Here is a 19108-nt window from a genome sequence, read left to right as displayed (position 1 = left end):
GAAACCACGCGACCCACGATCGTGCGACGGCGCCGGACGCCCCTCTCCCCTTTTCCCCGTCCCGCAGCAGACCCAGCCGATTCACAGGCTCGGTCCAGCGCCGGTTCACACACCGGGTTCACAGTGGAGGCATGAGCACCCCCGCGCAGAACCTCCGCCTCACCCGCGCCGACGGCACCCCCGTCCGGGTCCTCGTCGTCGACGACGAGCCGAACCTCGCCGAGCTCCTCACCTCGGCCCTGCGCTACGAGGGGTGGGACGTGTCCACAGCCCTCGACGGCCAGGGCGCGATCAAGCTCGCCAAGGACGTCGCGCCCGACGTCGTCGTGCTCGACGTCATGCTGCCCGACCTGGACGGGCTCTCCGTCCTGCGCCGCATCCGCCAGACCTCCCCGTACGTGCCCGTGCTGTTCCTCACCGCGCGCGACGCCGTCGAGGACCGGGTCGCCGGGCTCACCGCCGGCGGCGACGACTACGTCACCAAGCCGTTCAGCCTCGAAGAGGTCGTCGCCCGCATCCGCGCGCTCCTGCGCCGCAGCGGCGCCGCGACCGCCCAGCGCGAGTCCACCATCACCGTCGGCGACCTCGTCATGGACGAGGACGCCCACGAGGTCACGCGCGACGGCGAGGAGATCCACCTCACCGCCACCGAGTTCGAGCTCCTGCGCTACCTCATGCGCAACGCCAAGCGGGTGCTCTCCAAGGCGCAGATCCTCGACCGCGTCTGGCAGTACGACTTCGGCGGCCAGGCCAACATCGTCGAGCTCTACATCTCCTACCTGCGCCGCAAGATCGACGCCGGGCGCGCCCCCATGATCCACACGCTCCGCGGCGTCGGCTACGTGCTCAAGCCCGCCGCGGCCGCCTCGAACGCTCCCGTCGCCGCGACCGCCGGCGTCGCTGTATCGTCCGGCGCATGAGACGCCCGCTGACGCTGCGGCGCCAGCTCGTCCTCGTCGTCGTCGGCATCCTCGTCGCGGTGCTCGCGGCCCTCGCGGCCGTGAGCACCGTCGTCCTGCACGCGCACCTGTCCGACCAGCTCGACGACCAGCTCCGCGCGTCGGCCCAGCGTGCCGCCAACTTCCCGTCGCGCGGCGACCGGTTCGGCGTCGGGCAGCCCGACCTGGGGGCGGCGGGCACCGGGGGGACCGCCGGCACCGACGGCTCGCCCGCGTTCACCGGCGTGGCCGCACGCTGCGGCAACGACGGCGAGACCACCCCCACCGCGGGGACCGGGGAGACCGGCACCGCGGGAGGCGGCGCGGGTGACGGCTCCGGCGAGCAGGACCCCGCCGACCAGCCGCCCGCCGGCGACCGCACCCCCGGGCAGGGCGCCGGCCAGATCGACGTCGTGTACCGCGACGGCGCGGTGTTCGCCGCCTACCAGTTCGACGCCGACGGGTGCGCCAACGAGCTCACCGACACGCAGGTGTCGCAGCTCACCGCCGTCCCGTCCGACGGGCAGGTCCACTCCGTCGACCTCGACGGCCTCGGCTCCTACCGTGCCGTGTCGACCACCAACCGCAACGACGAGCGCTCGATCACCGCCATGCCGACCGCGTCGCTCGACGACACCATCCGGCAGTACGTCCTCCTCGAGATCGGGCTCGTCGTCGTCGGTGCCGTGCTCGCCTGGATCGGCGGCTCGTACCTCGTGCGGCGCTCGCTCGCACCCCTCGACCGCGTCGCCACCGCCGCCGAGGACGTCTCCGCCATGCCGCTCGACCGCGGCGAGGTCGGCTCCCTGCACGGCGTCGACGACCGCGACACCGACGAACGGACCGAGGTCGGCAAGGTCGGCGCGGCCCTCAACCGCATGCTCGACAACGTCGAGACCTCGCTCGCCGCCCGGCACGAGTCCGAGACCCAGGTCCGCCAGTTCGTCGCCGACGCGTCCCACGAGCTCCGCACGCCGCTCGCGTCGATCCGCGGCTACTCCGAGCTCGTCCGCCGCTCCCCCGAGGCCCTGCCCCCCGACGCGTCCCGCGCCATCGACCGCATCGAGTCCGAGGCGCTGCGCATGGGCGTCCTCGTCGAAGACCTCCTGCTGCTCGCACGCCTCGACGCCGGCCGACCCCTCGACCGCAGCCCCGTCGACGTCACCGCGATCGCCGTCGACGCCGTCACGGACGCGCACGCCGCCGGACCCGACCACCGGTTCGAGCTCGAGCTCCCCGGCGTCGAGCTGCCCGACGAGCCCGCCGCCGTCACCGTCGAACCCGGCGACCTGCTGCCCGACGGCCTCCTCGACGCCGACCTCACCACCGACGACGCCGAGGACCTCACCGTCGTCGGCGACGAGGCGCGCCTGCGCCAGGTGCTCACCAACCTCGTCGGGAACGCGCGCGTCCACACGCCCGAAGGGACCCGTGTCGTCGTGGGCGTCCGCGCCGACGGCGACGACGTGCTCCTCACCGTGCGCGACGACGGCCCCGGCATCCCGGCCGCGCTCGTCCCCTCGCTGTTCCAGCGGTTCAGCCGCGGCGACTCCGCCCGCAACCGCACCGGCGGGTCCACCGGGCTGGGGCTCGCCATCGCGCACGCCATCGTGCAGGCGCACGGCGGGACCATCACCGTCGAGACGCGGACCGCGGAGTCCGCCGGTCCGGGGGGCGGTCCGGGGGGCGGTCCGCGAGGCGCCGGGACCGGCACCACGTTCACCGTGCGCCTCCCGGCGGCTCACGGGTCCTGAGCGGCCCGCGTCACCCACGACCGGTCTGGGGTCAGCCACGACCGCGGCACGTCAACCACGACCGTCGCACCTCAACCACGACCGGCGGACGTCAGCTACGACCGGTGACGAGTCGACCACGATGCGGATCCAGCCGTCTGCGCCCGACCCGGGTCACCGTGGGTGTGCCGGGCAACGGTGGGGGTCGTGGTTGACCGTGCGGCGGTCGTGGTTGACCGTGCCGCGGTCGTGGTTGACCGTGCCGCTCGAGTCCCACCACTCATCGGGGGCTCACAGGGTCTGCCTGAGGTCCGCACGGACGGGGCGCGGATCGTCGGAGCATGACGACGACACAGCTCCCCCGACCGGCGGGCCGCGCCACGGGCCACGCGCACGGTGTCAACGGCACCCCTGCCCGCGCACCCCTCCCCGCTCCGGCGCCCGTCCGGCCCGGCGACGGCACCACGACCGCACTCGACCTCGTGATCCCCGTCTACAACGAGGGTCACACGCTCGAGGCGTCCGTCCGCCGCGTCCACGCCTACGTGACCACCCAGCTCCCGTTCCGCACCCGCATCACCGTCGCGGACAACGCGTCGACCGACGACACGCTCGCCGTCGCGCGCCGCCTCGAGCAGGAGCTGCCCGGCGTGCGCGTCGTGCACCTCGACGCCAAGGGCCGCGGACGCGCCCTCCACGAGGCGTGGTGGTCGTCCGACGCCTCCGTCCTCGCCTACATGGACGTCGACCTGTCCACCGACCTCGCCGCCCTCCTGCCCCTCGTGGCGCCCCTCCTGTCCGGGCACTCCGAGGTCGCGATCGGCAGCCGCCTGCAGCGCGGCTCCCGCGTCGAGCGCGGACCCAAGCGCGAGCTCATCTCCCGCTGCTACAACCTCATCCTGCGCGGCACCCTCGCCGCGAAGTTCTCCGACGCGCAGTGCGGCTTCAAGGCCATCCGCGCCGACGCCGCGCACCAGCTCCTCCCCCTCGTGGAGGACACCGGCTGGTTCTTCGACACCGAGCTGCTCGTCCTCGCCGAGCGCGCCGGGCTGCGCATCCACGAGGTGCCCGTCGACTGGGTCGACGACCCCGACAGCCGCGTCGACATCGTCGCCACCGCGACCGCCGACCTCAAGGGCGTGTGGCGCCTGCTGCGCGACCTCGGCGCCGGCCGCATCCCGCTCGACGAGGTCCGCGCCGCCGTTCCGTCACGCCTCAGCGGACCGGCTCCGTCAGGCCGCCGCCTGCTCGACCAGGTCGTCCGGTTCGCGGTCGTCGGCCTCGCCTGCACCGCGGCCTACGCGCTGCTGTACCTGCTCCTCACCCGGCCCGTCGGCGCCCAGTGGGCCAACTTCCTCGCGCTGCTCGCCACCGCCGTCCTCAACACGGGGCTCAACCGGCGGCACACGTTCGGCGTGCGCGGCCCCGGCGGCGCGCTGCGGCACCACGCCCAGGGGCTCGCCGTGTTCGGGCTCGGCTGGGCGCTGACCGCCGGCTCGCTCGCCGCCCTGCACGCCGCGGCGCCGACCGTCGGGCACGGCGTCGAGCTCGTCGTCCTCATGGTCGCCAACCTGGCCGCGACCCTCCTGCGCTTCCTGCTGTTCCGCTCGTGGGTCTTCCGGCCCCAGCGCGACAGCGACCACACCACCGAGGGGACCCTCCGATGACCACCACCACGCACGAGACCTCCGGGGGCACCGCGTCGTACGACGCGCACGCCCCCGCCCCGACGGCGCCCCCGGCGCCGCCCGTGGCCCCGACCGACGGCACCGGGTCCGACGGCGCCGGGTCCGACGGCGCCTCGATCCGCGTCCGCCGCGAGCGCCGCGCCCGCCGACCCCGCTGGGAGCGCCTCAGCCTCCTCGGGCTGCTCGTCGCCACCGGCGTCCTCTACCTGTGGAACCTGTCCGTCAACGGGTACGGCAACTCGTTCTACGCCGCCGCCGAGCAAGCCGGGTCGCAGAGCTGGTCCGCGTTCCTGTGGGGGTCGTCGGACGCGGCCGGGTCCATCACGGTCGACAAGCCGCCGGCCTCGCTGTGGCTGTCAGAGCTCGCGATCCGGGCCTTCGGGCTCAGCTCGTGGACCGTCCTCGTGCCGCAGGCGATCCTCGGCGTCCTGTCCGTCTGGCTGCTCTACGCGACCGTCCGGCGCCGGTTCTCCGCCGGGGGCGCGCTGCTCGCCGGCGCCGCGCTCGCCGTGACGCCCGTCGCGACCCTCATGTTCCGGTTCAACAACCCGGACGCGCTGCTCGTCCTGCTGATGATCGCGGCCGTGTACTGCACGCTGCGGGCCATCGACGGCGGAGCAGACGGCCGCAGCGGTCGGTGGATAGTGCTGGCGGGCGTCGCCGTCGGGTTCGGGTTCCTCACCAAGCAGATGCAGGTGTTCCTCGTGCTGCCCGGCATCGCCGCGGCCTACCTGTGGGCCGCTCCCGTGTCGTGGCCCCGCCGCATCCGCGACTCGCTCCTCGCCATCGGCGCGCTCGTCGTGTCCGCCGGCTGGTGGGTCCTGCTCACCGTCCTGGTCCCCGCGAGCGCCCGCCCCTACATCGGCGGGTCGCAGAACAACTCCTTCCTGGAGCTGACCTTCGGGTACAACGGCTTCGGTCGCCTCAGCGGTGACGAGACCGGGTCCGTCGGCGGCGGAGGCGGCGGCACCGGCGGCGGGATGTGGGGCGAGACCGGGATCGGGCGCCTCTTCGGGTCCGAGTTCGCCGGCCAGTTCGCGTGGCTCGCACCCGCCGCCGCGATCCTCCTCGTCGCCGGGCTCGCCGTCACCGCGCGCGCCCGCCGGACCGACGCCCGCCGCGCCGCCTTCGTCGTGTGGGGCGGCTGGCTCGTCGTCACCTGGCTGACGTTCAGCTTCATGGCCGGGATCTTCCACCCGTACTACACAGTCGCCCTCGCCCCCGCGATCGCCGCCCTGTTCGGCATGGGCGCGAGCGTCCTGTGGGAGCAGCGCACGACGTGGTGGGCCACGCTCACCGCGGCCGTCGCCGTCCTCGCGACGACCTGGTGGTCGTACACCCTCCTGTCGCAGGCGTCGACGTTCCTCCCGTGGCTGCGGGTCGCCGTCGTCGTCGGCGGGCTCGTCGGCGCGGTCGCGCTCGTCGCCGCCCGGACGCTCGGGACGGACCGGACCGCGACACGCGTCGCAGCCGGCGGCGCCACCCTCGCTGTCGTCGCGATGCTCGCCGGACCCCTCGCGTACTCGATCGACACCGTGGGGTCCGCGCACACCGGGTCGCTCCCGTCCGCGGGGCCCAGCACCGACGGCGGCGGCTTCGGTGGGCCCGGCGGGATGGGCGGCGGCGGACGCGGCGGCATGGGCGGCGGCGGTCAGCAGGGTGGCCCGGGCGGGGGTCAGCAGGGTGGCCCGGGCGGGGGTCAGCAGGGTGGCCCGGGCGGACAGCAGGGCACCCAGCAGGGTGGCTCGCAGAACGGCGGCCAGAACGGTGGCGGGAACGGTGGCGGCTCGATGCAGCCGCCCGGCCAGTCGCAGGGCCAGTCGTCGCAGGGCCAGTCGCAGACGGGCGACGGCGGCTTCGGCGGCGGCCCTGGCGGAGGCGGTGGTGGGGGCAACAGCCTCATCAACGGCTCGTCCGTGAGCTCCGAGCTGACGGACCTGCTGTCGCAGGACGCCGGCTCGTACACCTGGGTCGCGGCCGTCACCGGCTCGCAGAGCGCGGCGTCATACCAGCTCGCGACCGAGCACTCCGTCATGCCGATCGGCGGGTTCAACGGGTCCGACCCGTCACCCACGCTCGCGCAGTTCGAGCAGGACGTCGCCGACGGGAAGATCCACTACTACATCGCGTCGGGCAGCGGGATGGGTGGCAACCAGACGGGCGGGTCGAACGTGTCGTCGCAGATCTCCGAGTGGGTGTCGGAGAACTTCACCGCCACCACGGTCGACGGGACGACGGTCTACGACCTCACCCAGCCGTCGTCGGGCGCGACGTCGGACACCATGACGTCCTGACCCTCCGGGCGCGGGTGACCTTGCCTACGCGACGGCCCTCCGCGTGCGCTGCACCGCACGCGGAGGGCCGTTCCGCACGCGGACCCACCACGGTCGCGCGACGCACGGCGCGCGGTGCTCACTCCTTCTCCGGGTCCGAGGTCCGTGGCGGGACCGGGCGGTCCCAGAAGCGGTACCGCGCCGGGACGACGCTGCGTCGGCCCGAGACCAGCCTGGCGAGAGCTGCACGCGCCAGCACCAGGTCGTCGACGTCCACCCGCCTCTCCGGTGACCGGTACACGCGGGCGACGGCGCGCCACGAGTCCACCTGCAGCACCTTGGCGAGAGCGTTCCGGTTCTGCTCCCACACCGCGGACGCCACACCGTCCACGGCACACGAACCCAGGTCGGAGAGCCGCCGGTGGAGGTCCTCGTCGACCAGGCGGGCGGCGGTCATCGCATCGGTGAGCTCGCCGCGCAGCAGCGCCAGCCACGCCCACAGGGTCGTGAGGACCGCACCGACGACCACGCCGACGAGCCCGACCGCGGCGGCGCTCATCCGCGCCTGGCCGGGGGCCGCTCACGGTCGGGGAGCGAGGGCGCACACGGGTGCGGCACGTCCGTCACGCTACTCGCGCGTTCGGACGTGCTCCACACCAGTTGGGGCGGGGCCCGTCTTCGCGTCCGGTTCGGCTCTTCGCGTGCGCCGCAACGGACGCGAAGCGACCTCGCGTAGGCGACGGCGCAGGGCGGGGCGGGGCGGGGGGGGGGGCGGGTCAGGTGAGGTCGGCGTTGCGGTCGAACACGTTCTCCGGGTCGTACCGACGCTTCACGTCACGCAGTCGCGCCAGGGTCGGCCCCGGGAACACGTCGACCAGCCGCTCGGGCCGGCGGTCGGTCGAGAAGCTCACGTACGACCCGTGCTGCACCGGCAGCATCTGCTCGTCCCACACGGCGTCGAACTCGGTCCGGCGCGCGAACGCCACGTTGCTCACGACGAACTGCTGCCCGTCCCGGTGCGCGTACGCGGTCGCGTCGGACGTCAGGTCGTTCACGGCCCCGCCGACGGCGCGGACCTGGAAGAGCTGCCCGAGGCCCGACTCGACGACGGCGGCCGCCCGGCGCGCGGTGTCGACGTCGAACGTGTCGACGACCGAGTTCCGGTACGTCCCTCCGTCGCCCTCGCCCTGGTGCGGCACGTCGTGCGCTGCCACGACGGCCGAGTAGGGCACGACCTGCGCCTGCTGCTGCAGGAGCGGCGCGATCCCCAGCAGGGGCGTGAGGGCGCGCTCGGCGGCGGGCACGTCGTCGGACGCGAACACGCTGTACGCCTGCGCGACGGCGGGGTTGCCGCGCCGGGCGGCCTGCACGATGAGGAACGACGTGAGCTCGCGCGGCGACGACTCGACGACCTCGCCCCAGGCGCGCAGCAGGGCGGCCGGGTCGCTCGCGTCCCACAGGAGCGTCGCGAACACGACGGGCGGAACGTCGTGCGCGGCGAGCTCGACGTGCGTCACGACTCCGAGGCTCCCGCCGGCCCCCCGCAGCCCCCAGAACAGGTCGGGGTTCTCGTCGGCGGACGCGCGCGCCACGGTGCCGTCGGCGAGCACGACGTCGTACGCGACGACGCTGTCGATGGTCAGGCCGTGCAGCCGACCCATGAGCCCGACGCCGCCCGCGGTCGCGAGGCCGCCGACGCCGACACCCCCGGAGTCGCCCGAGCTGACGCCCCAGCCGTGCTCGCCGAGCACCGCGGCCACCCGTCCCCAGGTGGCGCCCGCACCGACGCGGACGCGCCGGGTGGCCCGGTCGAGCACGGTCACCTCGTCGAGCCGCTTGAGGTCGACGACGACGCCCCCGTCGTTGGTCGACCGGCCCGAGATGCCGTGCCCGCCGGACCGCACGGACAGCGGGAGCCGGTCGTCCGCGCCGTTCCCGGCGTCCTGCTGCGCGCGCGTGAACTGCAGGGCGTCGACGACCTCGCCCGTCGTGCGGGGCCGCAGGACGATCCCGGGGCGTCCGCCGCGCATGTACGTCGACCGGACGAGGGGGTACTCGCGGTCGCCGGGCTCCACGGCCCGGTCGCGCAGGGACGACGGCACGGCGTCGTAGTCGATGCCGGGCTCGCGCAGGGCGAGCGCCCGGGCGGGTCGCACGACCCCCGTGGTCGTCCCCGCCGACGCGCGCCGGGCCGCGACCTCCTCCCGGACTGCGGGTGCGACCTCCCGCCCGAACGTCGCGAGGGTGCGCGGGTCGTCGGACCCGAGGACGAACGTCGCGACGCCGTGCTCGGTCGCGAGCGTGGCGAGCGCCTCGACCCACCAGTCGACAGGACCCTGGATGCTGCCCGCGTCGACGGGCGTGCCGGGCGGTGGCGTGGTGCCGGTGAACGCGCCGCTCACGTTGAGGATGCGGCGGATCTCCCGCGGGTCGCGGCCGGCGTCGTCCGCGGCCTCGTCGATCACGGCGTTGCCACGGTCGAGGTCGCCGGGCTGCAGGTACCCCATCGAGGGCAGCCACCCGTCGGCCTTCGCGCCGGTGAGGCGCAGCATGCGCGGTTTGTAGGCGCCGAGCCAGAGCCCGATGTCGTGCGCGGGCAGCGGACCGCGCTTGGCGCCCGCGACCTGGTGGTAGGTGCCGTCGACGCGCAGCGCCCGGCGCTCGCCGGCGTCCCAGATGCCGCGGACGACGTCGATCGCCTCCGACAGGGCGTCGACGGCCTGCCCGGGGGTGAGCCGCTGACCGCCCATGGCGACGATCGCGTCCCAGAACGCGCCCGACCCGAGCGCGAGCTCGACGCGGCCACCCGACAGGAGGTCGAGGCTCGCGGCACTGCGGGCGAGGACGGCGGGCTGGCGCAGCGGCAGGTTCGCGACGTTGGGCGCCAGGTGCACGCGCTCGGTCCGCGCGGCGACGTACGAGAGCAGGGTCCACGTGTCGAGGAACGACGGCTGGTACGGGTGGTCCTGGAAGGTCACGAGGTCCAGCCCGGCCTCCTCCGACGCGACCGCCAGGTCGACGACCTGCTCGGCCGCGTCAGCGCGCGGGGTGAGGAAGCTGCCGAACGTCAGGTCGTGCCCGTAGTCGGTCATGTCCTGGTCAACCTCTCGATCGTGCGCCGGATTCCGTCGCGGATCCCCGCCGCCGGACGGGGTGGGGCGCTGCTCACTGCGGCAGCAGCAGGAACCCGTCGGTGACGAGCCCCCGTACCGCGGGCAGCAGCTCGGCGGCGAGGTCCGTGGCGGACACGTCGAAGAGCGCCGCGATCGCCCCCGTGATCTGCCCGACGGTCAGCTCGCCGTCGCTCGCCCCCGTGAGCGCGGCGAGCGACGTCGACGCGTGGACCGCGCGGCCCAGCCCGTCGCCCTGCCGCAGCAGCACGACGTTCGGGTCGGCCGCGCCCGGGGTGAGGTAGCGCTCCTCCGTGACGTCCGGGGCGACGACGAGCCGCTGCGCCGCGAGGGCGTCGTCGTCGAGTCCCTGGAGCCGGTCGTGCGCCGCGAGGACGGCGGCGAGGTGCGCGCCGAGCGGCTGCCGGACCGACCCGGTGTGCTCCTCGAGGCGGCGCAGCGTGACCCGGCCGGCGGGCGCGGCGGCCGGGTCGGGTCGCCGCAGCGTCACGATCCCGAACCCGACGGCCTCCACGTCGCGCGACGCGAAGTCGTCGAGCCACGCCCCGTACGCGTCCGCCCAGACCGCCGGGTCGCGGTCGGACGTGCTGCCGCCGTCACGCAGCCACGTCTCGGCGTACTCCGCCGGGTCGAGGACCTCGCGCTGGACGACCCACCCGTCCAGCCCGGCCGCGTCGAGCCACGACCCGACGCGCTCGGTCCACGGCTCGCCGCGCCGGTGCTCCCAGTTGCCGAGGAGCTGCGCGACCCCGCCCGGTTCGAGGACCTCTCCGAGCCCGACGACGAGGTCGCGCACCAGGTCGTCGCCGGCGCGTCCGCCGTCCCGGTACTCGTAGTCCGGCAGGCCCGACGCGCCCCCGCCCGCGGCACCCGTCCGCGGCGTGATGACGAACGGCGGGTTCGACACGACGAGGTCGAACCGCTCCCCTGTGACGGGCTCCAGCATCGAGCCCTCGCGCAGGTCCAGCGCCGTGACGGCGTCCGGCTGGTCGAGCGCGGCGTTGAACGCCGCGAACGCGAGCGCGCGCCGCGAGATGTCCGTCGCGACGACCGACCCCGCGTGCCGGGCGGCGTGCAGCGCCTGGATGCCGCAGCCCGTCCCGAGATCCAGGACGCGGCCGCGCGGGTCGCGCATCGTGACCTGCGCCAGCGTGAGGGACGCCCCGCCCGCACCGAGCACGTGGTCCGCGGCGAGCCGGCGCCCGGTCTGCAGCTCCGACAGGTCGGACGCGAGCCACCACGTCACCTCGCCCACGGCGTCCTGCGCGGCGTACGGACGCAGATCGACGGCTGCGCGCACGGCGTCGTCCGCGCCCTGCCCCGACGCCTCGACGAGGCCGAGCGCCACCGCGCCGTCGGCCCCGAGGCCCGGCAGGGCCGCGTCGACCTGCCGGCGCGTGACGTCCTCGCCCAGCACCCACAGCGCCGTCAGCACCGCGGCCGGGTCGGCGACGGCCCGCAGGACGGCTGCGACCGCGCGCCGGGCCGGGACGTCCTGCTCGCGGTGCAGCGCCGCCGCAGCCGTCGGTCCGACGACCGCCTCGACCCCGGGGACGGTGAAGTCCGCCGCCGTGAGGTCGTGCCGCAGGAGGTCGACGAGGCGAAGGTCGACGGACGGGACGGGAGAGGTCATACGACCATCCTCCCCGTTCCCTGACCGACGCGCCGCCGCCGCACGGACGACGACGGCCGTGCACCTCCCGGAGGAGATGCACGGCCGTCAGCGGCGTTGCCGCCGATCCGTACCGCCGGTGGTCGGCGAGCGCAGGATCAGTAGCAGTTCGTCCCCGCGTACGTACCGACCGCGGTCGCCGCGTCCTGCAGGTCGCTCTGCCGGTCGGTCAGCGCGAGCAGCTTGCTGGAGTCCTGCGCCTTGATCGCGGCGTAGGCGTCGTCGAAGTAGTCCGTGATGGTGGCCCAGTCGTCCGCGACCTCGGCCGGCGCCTGCACCGCGTCGAGCGTCGTGGTGAGCTCCTTGAGCTGCTTGAGCGAGTCCGCGTCGGTCCCCATGAGCGACGACGCGCCCTTGGTCATGTCCTCGAAGCCCTGGCAGAAGTCGGCGCTCGCGGCGCCGGTGTCACCGTCCGCAGCAGAGTCGTCGCCGGCGCTGTCGCCGGCCGAGTCGTCCTGCGCGGAGTCGTCCTTCAGGCCCTGCGAGATCGACGAGTCGACCTTGTTCTCCTGCACGGCGTCGTTGACGGCCGAGCCGATGACCGTCGCCCAGAGGATGGCCCACACGATGGCGAACGCACCGAAGACGATCGAGAGGACGAGGCCCACCGTGCCGAGCGTGGGCTTGAAGCCCGCGGCCTTCGACTTCGAGCGCGACAGGATGCTCAGGACGAGCCCGACCGGCCAGAAGACGATGGCGAAGACGATGCCGAGGATACCCATCGTCTTGCCCGGGTCCTCTGCACCGGGGACCTTGCCCGGCTGGCCGTACGGCTGCTGCCCGTACTGCTGCGGCGGGACCGACGGCGGCTGCTGGCCGTAGGGCTGCTGGCCGTAGGGCTGCTGCGCCGGGGGCTGCTGTCCGTAGGGCTGCTGCTGCGGCGGCGCGTAGGGCGACGGCTGGGCGGGCGGCGGCGTGGGCTGACCGGGGTTCTGCGGCTGCGAACCGTAGGGCGGCGGGGTCGTCATGTTTGACTGCTTCCTCGTGATGGCTCCGTGCGGGGCGCTCGCATTCTGCCCTATCAGGTTCCGTTCAGCGAAGACCTGTAGCGACCGTGAGACGCGTCCGGCTCACGCCCGAGGGAGCAGCACCAGGTCGGCCACGACCGGAAAGTGGTCGCTGCCTGCGGAAACATTTTTCGCGACCTCGGCACCCTCTTGCGCGCCCTCTCCCCCGACGCGACGCGCCGCGCCGGACAGCGTCGACCCCGCGAGGACCGCGTCGAGCCGCCGGCGCGGGCTCGTCGTCGAGAACGTCGGTGCGTCGTCGGCGGCGAGGTCGCGCCACCCCGCGTCGGCGAGCGCCCGCCACGCCTCCCCGCCGGGCGGCTCGTTGAGGTCCCCCGCGACGACGACCCGGTCCACCGGCACCGCTGCGCCGCGCGCGACCGCGCGGACCGCGGCGACGACCTCGCCGAGGTGCTCGGCACGCTCGCGCGGGTCGAGGGACAGGTGCACGGACGCGACCACCACGTCCGGCCCGTCGGCCGGCCGGACGACCGCGAGCGCCGCGCCGCGCAACGTCGGGTACCAGTGCTGCCGACCGGTCACGCGGAGCCGGAGCCGGACGGCCCGCCACGACACGACACGGACGGGCCGGACGGGCGGGCGGCGCCCGTCGCCCGGGGGACTCCCGTCCGCCCGCACGAGCACCGCGCACGTCCGGGCGCCGAGGACGCCGGCAGGCACCGCGACCTCGAGCCCGCTGTCGGCCGCGAGCCGGCGCAGCCGGTGCGCGCCGCGCCACCACTTGGGCGCCTCCTGGAGCGCGACGACGTCGGGCTCCAGGGCACGGAGCACGGCGACGACGGCGGCCCGGTCCTGCTTGAGGGACCGCACGTTCCAGGTGACGAGGCGCACCCGGTCACCGTAGGACGAGAGGCGACGACAGGCGCGGCTCAGGCCTCCGGCGCGGCCGTCGCGGAGTCGGGCACCGCGCGCAGCAGCGCCGCGTAGAACGTGACGCCGCGGCCCAGCGCGGCGACGGTGACGTGCTCGTCGACGCCGTGGACGGACGCGCGCTGCGCGGGCGTCATGTCGAACGGCGAGAACCGGTACACGTGCTCGGCGATCGCGCAGAACCGCCGCGAGTCCGACGCCCCGAGCTGGAGGTAGGGCACGAGCACCGCGTCGGGGTACGACGCCCCGAGGGCCGCTCCGAGCAGGTCCCACTGCGGGCCGCGTGCGGGCGAGACCGGGGACGGCTCGGTCGAGGAGACGATCGAGAGGGACACCCCGGGGTCGCGCACGACCTTGCGCAGCCGCCACAGGGTCTGCTCGACGCTGTCTCCCGTGGCGACGCGGACGTTGAGGGTCGCGCGGGCGGTCGCCGCGAGGACGTTCGCGCCGGGGCTGCCCTCGAGCTGCGTGATCGCGACGGTGGTCCGCACGAGCGCGTTCGTCTCGGCGCCGCGTGACGCGAGGACGCGCGCGACGACGGGCCCGAGCGTCCCGGCGTTCTTGAAGACGTGTCGCGTGAACCCGGTGGTGTGGCCCGCGAGCGACTGCAGGAGGGCGAGCACGGGCGGCGAGACGCGTGCCGGGAAGCGGTACCGGTCGATCCGTGTGAGCGCCCGGGCGAGACGCGCCGGCGCCCCGCCGGGGACGGGCGTCGAGGCGTGCCCGCCCTCGGCGGTCGCGACGACCGACACGTCGAGGACGCCCTTCTCCGCGATGCCGACGACCGCGGTCGGCGCCGACACGCCCGGCATCGCGCCCGTCACGACCGCGCCGCCCTCGTCGAGCACGAACCACGGCGTGACGCCCCGCGCGCGCAACACGTCGACCGCGGCCTGCGCGGCGTCGCCCGCCGTCTCCTCGTTGTGCCCGAACGACAGGTACACGTCGCGCGGCGGCCGGTAGCCGTCCGCGAGCAGCGCCTCGACGGCCTCGAGGACGACGACGAGCGACCCCTTGTCGTCGAGGGTCCCGCGTCCGTGCACCACCCCGTCCCGGACGACGCCCCCGAACGGCGGGTCGCTCCAGCCGGGCGCGTCGGCCGTCGGGTCGTCCACGGGCTGCGGCAGCCCGTCGACGGGGACGACGTCGTAGTGCGCCATGAGGACGACGGGCGAGCGCTCGCCGTCCGCGCCGCCGGTGCCGGCCCAGCGGAACAGGAGGCCGTGCCCGGCGACGCGCTCGAGCGTCAGCGCGTCGTGCGTGCGCGGGTAGAGGGCGGCGAGCGTCGCGACGAAACGGTCGAAGACGGCGGGGTCGACCTGCGACGCGTCCCTCGACGAGACCGTCGGGATGCGGACGAGGGTGGCGAGGTGCTCGGCGGCGCGCTGCGCGGCGGGGTCCGACACGGCAGCGTCGGGGGCGTCCGGTGCGGTGCGAGGGTCCTGCCCGGTCATGCGTGGTCCTCCGGTCGGTCGGTCCGCCTGTCGGTGGTGCCTGCGGCAGCGGCCGTCGCCGCGGTGTCGGCGAACGCGAGCCGCGGGACGACGAGCAGCAGCGCCGCGGCGACGAGCCCCGTGACCCCGCACACCGCCCACACCACCATGTACCCGCGCAGGGACCCGGCGGTGCCGACGTCCCCGTCAAGCGTGGTCGTCGCGCCCGACGCGAGGGCGAGGGCGAAGACCGCGGACGCGAACGAGCCGCCGAGCGTGCGGGTGGTGTTGGTGAGCCCGGTCGCGACGGCGGTGCGCTCGCGCGGTGCGGCGGCCGCCGCCGCGGCGGGCAGCGCGGCGACGAGCGCACCCGACCCGAGCCCGGCGACGACCATGTTCGCCAGCACCTGCCCGGTGGCGTCGTGGAACGGCAGGAACAGCAGGTAGCCGAGCGCGACGAGGACGGTCGCTCCGACGAGCGCGAGGCGCGGCGTCGTGCGCTCGGACACGCGGGCGAACGTGAGCGCCCCGGCGAGCGACGCGACGACGTACCCGCCGATGAGCAGGGACACCGTGAACGCGGACGCGCCGAGCCCGTACCCGTAGGCGTCGGGGTCGGTGCGGGCGAACGTCGACAGCGGACCCTGCGCCCCGAGGACGCTCACCCCGAACAGGCCGGACGTCACCAGAACCGGCCACAACGACGGGCGGGCGACGACCCGCAGGTCGACGAGCGGGTCGTCCTGGCGCAGCTCGTAGCGGGCGAAGGGCCACAGCAGCGCGAGCCCCACCGCGACGAGCAGCCACACCCACCAGGCGTCCGGGCCGTCGAGCCGCAGGCCCAGGAGCCCGACGCCGACGGCGAGCAGCGCCGCGGACAGCAGCACCGCTCCCCCGGCGTCGACGCGCCCGCCCGCGACGTCCGGGCTCTCCGGGACCTTGCGCAGCACCACGAAGAACACGGCGGTGACCGCGAGCGCCGGCACGGACAGGGTCATCCAGATCCGGTCGCCGCCGAGGCCGTCGCCGAGCTGGCCGGCCACGAGCGCCCCGAAGATCACCCCGGCCTGCAGGGCCGCGACGATGACGCCGGACGCCTTGCGGGTCAGGCCGCGCGCGTCGGGCCGGCGCCGTGCCCGGTGGTGGATCAGGGCGATCTCGAGCGGGAGCCAGACCGTGTACGTCCCCATGAGGGTCCACGCGACGAGGTAGGTCCAGAAGGACGGCGCGAGCGCGACGCCCCACGCGCCGAGCGCCGTCACGGCCGTCGTCCACAGCAGCACGCGCCGGTACCCGACGACGTCGCCGAGCTTCGCGAGCACCGGGACCGCGATCGCCGACAGCAGCAGCTGGGACGCCTCGAACCAGTTGACGTCCGCGTCGTGGATGCCGAGGTGGCGCGCGATGTCGGACAGCAGCGGCTCGTAGTAGCCCTGGACGATCCCGCTCGTGAGCTCCACGCACACGAGGTAGCCGACGATCCCGCCGAGCGCGGCGAGCGACCCGACTCCGCGGCGGCGCCCGCCCGGCGGCACGGGCGCACCGTGGGCCTCGGGCGCACCGTAGGCCTCGGGCACCGAGGGCTCGCGCGACGGCGGCTTCACACGCGCAGGTTACCCGCTGGTCACCCGCGGTCTCACGCCGGACGGACGTCCCGCCCCGCAGACGGGCAGGGCCTTCCGGGCGGTGCCGCCGGTAGGGTCCGCCCATGCCCGCGACGCCCCTGCGCCTCGTCCGACCGACCCTTCTGGTGCTCGCGCTCACGGCCGCGGGTCTGGCGCCCGCCGCCGCTTCCGCGACCGCCGCGACCGCTGCGTCCCCCGGTGTCGCGGTCGCGGGCGTGGCCACCGCGCTCGGCGCCACCGACGCACTCACGGCGCGGCTCACCGCCGCCGCCGACGGGACCGTGCACGTCGACGAGACCCTGCACGTCACGTACGCCGACCCCGAGGACTACCCGTACCTCGGTTGGGACGTCCCGACCCGCCTGCCCTGGCTCGACGGCGCGGACGACGACACCACGTCGAGCCTCGACCGGCAGCTCGTCACGACGCGCCTCACGGACCCGCACGTCACCGCGTCGTCCGCGGGGCACGACCTGCCGCTCGAGGCGGCGACGGCCGAGGCGTACGGCGGCACGACGCGGATCACGGCGTCCCCGGCCGCGGGCACGGATCGTGCCGCGGTCACCGAGGTGACGTTCCACGTCACCTACACGCTCACCGGCGCGGTCGTCCGGACCGCGACCGGCCCCCGGCTCTACGCCGGTGTCGTCGACGGCTACACGAGCTCACCGCCCCCGACGACCGTGACCGCGACCGGCCCGGGAGGCGCCCTCGACCTGCGGTGCACGACCCTCTACCCCTACGAGGACGGCCCCGAGCCCGCCTGCGGCGCCGCCGACGGCGGTCTGCGCACCACCCCCGGCAACGACGGCCTCGGGGTCGTCGCCGCGGTCCCGGGCGCCACCGCGTCCGCGCCCGTGCTCGTCCCGGCGTCCGGCCAGGTGCTGACCGACGTCGACCTCGCCTACGTGCTCGGGAGCGACGGCAGCGTCGACGTCACCGAGACGATCGCCGTCCGGCCCGAGGACGTCAGGCCGGGCCTGTCCCGGTCGGTCACCACGCGCGAGGCGTGGTCGACCTGGAAGGACCGCGTGATCGGGGTGACCCCGCTCGACGCCGTCGCGCCCGACGGGCGTCCCGCCCGCACGTCGGTGCTCCCCGAGCAGGGTTCCGGCGACGCGCGCGAGCGGAAGACCGCCCTGGTCTACGGGCAGGAGTACCGCGACGAGGCCGGGGGCGCGGAGGACGACGACGCGAGCACCGGAGGCGCGGGCGCCGAGCCGACGTGGGTGCTGCACTACCGCCTCGACGGCCTCTACACCGCCGACGGGGGCACGTCGACGTTCACGCACGACGCGCTGAGCGACCTCGCGTACGACCGCGTGGACCACGCGACCGTCCACGTGACCTTCCCGGACGGGACCGTCACGGCGAGGTGCCGCACCGTCGAGCGGTGGTCCTCGGACGACGCGGACGGAACCCCCTGCCCGGGCACCACGCCGGGCTCCTTCACGATCGACCACCTCGCGCGGGACAGCACGATCCTGCTCGACGTCACCACCCCGACACCCCTGGGCGCCGCTGCGGGTCCGCACCTCGTGCGGCACGTCCCCTCCGCACTGCTCGGGTTCGGCGGGCTCTACCTCGGCGCCTGCGTCGTCGGGCTCGTGCTCGCCCTGGTCTTCGGGCTCCTCGGCCGCGTGATCCACCGCGACCGGCCCGGGTCCGGCAAGCGGCGCGACCCGCTGCAGGCGCCGGACGTCCCGGTCGTCGTGGGCGGCATGCTCGACGACGGCGTCGTGGCCGAGCGCGAGCTCGCGGCCGTCCTGCTCTCGCTCGCCGCGTCCGGGAACATCGCGTTCGCGCCCGAGCCGGCCGGCTGGACGCTGCGCGTCCTGCAACCCCAGGGCACGCGCGACCGCTACGAGAAGCTGGTCCTGCGGGTGCTCACCCGTGCCGCGACCCGCGGCGGCGACGACCGGGGGGCCGCGCGGACGGCGCTCGTCGGCCCCGCGCTGCACTCCGTCCTGCGCACGGCGCGCGGCACCCTGTACGAGGAGCTGCGTCGTGACCTGGCGGCGCGCCAGGCCGACCCGTCGACACGCCTGTTCCAGCGTCGTCGGGTGCAGTGGCGCGCCGTGGGGCCGACGTCGTGGTGGAACACCCTGTGGGCGCTCCTGGTGCCCGGCCTCTTCCCCGTGGTGGTCGTCGTGAAGTGGCTGCACGCGCTCGGCCCGAACGGACGCACGGGCCTCGGGCACGACCTCGCGGACCACACCGCCGCGTACCGTCGCACGCTCGCGGGCAAGCGCCGCCGGGCACGCCGGGACCGCCGCGGGAGCGCGACGACCGTGACCGTGCCGACGGGCGCCACGACGACGGCGGAGTACGAGTACCGCGACGGTGACGCTGTCCCCGGTCTCGTCTCCGGCTCCTTGCAGTACCCGGGTACGACGACCGGACCGACGCTGCGCACCGCGGTCGAGCCGTCCACCGTCACGACGGCGACGGCAGGGGCCGGGGCGGTCGAGCCCCTCGCGGCGTACGACGACCCGTTCGGTACCCAGCTCCCCTGGGCCGTCGCGCTCGGGGTCGGCGAGGCGTGGGTCCGTCGCGTCGAGCCGCTCGTCGCGTCCGGCGCGCTGACCCCGCTGCCGGGGCTGTGCTGGGGCAAGGACGGCACGGTCGTCGTCCGCTGGCTGCTCACGCTGACGCGGACGGCGAAGCCGGGGGTCACGACCGCGGACCCGACCGACTGGTCCGGCGACTGACCCGGC

General features: G+C 75.2%; 12 protein-coding genes. 5 read left to right on the top strand and 7 right to left on the bottom strand.

Going from position 1 to position 19108, the window contains the following annotated elements; translation table 11 throughout:
- Nucleotides 1–131: 131 nt before the first annotated feature.
- The 4 genes from CLV34_RS06820 (at nt 132) to CLV34_RS17185 (ending at nt 6653) form a co-directional block, all read left to right on the top strand.
- Complete coding sequence (locus CLV34_RS06820; protein ID WP_100349515.1) at nt 132–920, top strand: response regulator transcription factor; 789 nt, start codon at nt 132–134, stop codon at nt 918–920.
- Nucleotides 917–2692 carry a sensor histidine kinase gene (locus CLV34_RS06815; RefSeq protein ID WP_100349883.1) on the top strand — a complete coding sequence of 592 codons (1776 nt, stop codon included), beginning with the start codon at nt 917–919 and terminating at the stop codon, nt 2690–2692. Before CLV34_RS06820 ends, CLV34_RS06815 begins: the two co-directional genes overlap by 4 nt.
- A 320-nt stretch (nt 2693–3012) precedes the next feature.
- Nucleotides 3013–4338 carry a bifunctional glycosyltransferase family 2/GtrA family protein gene (locus CLV34_RS06810; protein WP_100349514.1) on the top strand — a complete coding sequence of 442 codons (1326 nt, stop codon included), beginning with the start codon at nt 3013–3015 and terminating at the stop codon, nt 4336–4338.
- Nucleotides 4335–6653: an ArnT family glycosyltransferase gene (locus CLV34_RS17185; RefSeq protein WP_100349513.1), complete on the top strand. Its 2319-nt coding sequence runs from the start codon at nt 4335–4337 to the stop codon at nt 6651–6653. Before CLV34_RS06810 ends, CLV34_RS17185 begins: the two co-directional genes overlap by 4 nt.
- A gap of 118 nt (nt 6654–6771) precedes the next feature.
- Here the strand turns inward: CLV34_RS17185 and CLV34_RS06800 are convergent, their stop codons facing one another.
- The 7 genes from CLV34_RS06800 to CLV34_RS06770 all read right to left on the bottom strand — a co-directional run bounded on the left by CLV34_RS06800 (nt 6772) and on the right by CLV34_RS06770 (nt 16370).
- On the bottom strand, nt 6772–7191 hold the full coding sequence (locus CLV34_RS06800) for a hypothetical protein (protein ID WP_100349512.1): 420 nt from the start codon (nt 7189–7191) through the stop codon (nt 6772–6774).
- A 217-nt stretch (nt 7192–7408) separates the two neighbouring features.
- Entirely contained in the window at nt 7409–9724 is a 2316-nt protein-coding gene (locus tag CLV34_RS06795; protein WP_100349511.1) for an LLM class flavin-dependent oxidoreductase, read from the bottom strand.
- Between the two features lie 73 nt (nt 9725–9797).
- Entirely contained in the window at nt 9798–11396 is a 1599-nt protein-coding gene (locus CLV34_RS06790) for a DUF7059 domain-containing protein (RefSeq protein ID WP_100349510.1), read from the bottom strand.
- A gap of 137 nt (nt 11397–11533) precedes the next feature.
- Nucleotides 11534–12403: a hypothetical protein gene (locus tag CLV34_RS06785; RefSeq protein WP_100349509.1), complete on the bottom strand. Its 870-nt coding sequence runs from the start codon at nt 12401–12403 to the stop codon at nt 11534–11536.
- 102 nt (nt 12404–12505) lie between these two features.
- Entirely contained in the window at nt 12506–13294 is a 789-nt protein-coding gene (locus tag CLV34_RS06780) for an endonuclease/exonuclease/phosphatase family protein (protein WP_157803738.1), read from the bottom strand.
- A 38-nt stretch (nt 13295–13332) separates the two neighbouring features.
- Entirely contained in the window at nt 13333–14787 is a 1455-nt protein-coding gene (locus tag CLV34_RS06775) for a M20/M25/M40 family metallo-hydrolase (RefSeq protein WP_100349507.1), read from the bottom strand.
- Complete coding sequence (locus CLV34_RS06770) at nt 14784–16370, bottom strand: MFS transporter (RefSeq protein ID WP_245859068.1); 1587 nt, start codon at nt 16368–16370, stop codon at nt 14784–14786. The genes CLV34_RS06775 and CLV34_RS06770 overlap by 4 nt, the downstream gene beginning before the upstream one ends.
- A gap of 104 nt (nt 16371–16474) precedes the next feature.
- Here CLV34_RS06770 and CLV34_RS06765 point away from each other — a divergent pair, with 104 nt between their 5' ends.
- Entirely contained in the window at nt 16475–19102 is a 2628-nt protein-coding gene (locus tag CLV34_RS06765) for a DUF2207 domain-containing protein (protein ID WP_100349506.1), read from the top strand.
- Nucleotides 19103–19108 lie beyond the last annotated feature (6 nt).

The organism is Luteimicrobium subarcticum, from assembly GCF_002798015.1.
In the GTDB taxonomy this organism is placed as follows: Bacteria; Actinomycetota; Actinomycetes; order Actinomycetales; family Cellulomonadaceae; genus Luteimicrobium; species Luteimicrobium subarcticum.
This window is presented reverse-complemented; position numbering and strand designations above follow the sequence as displayed.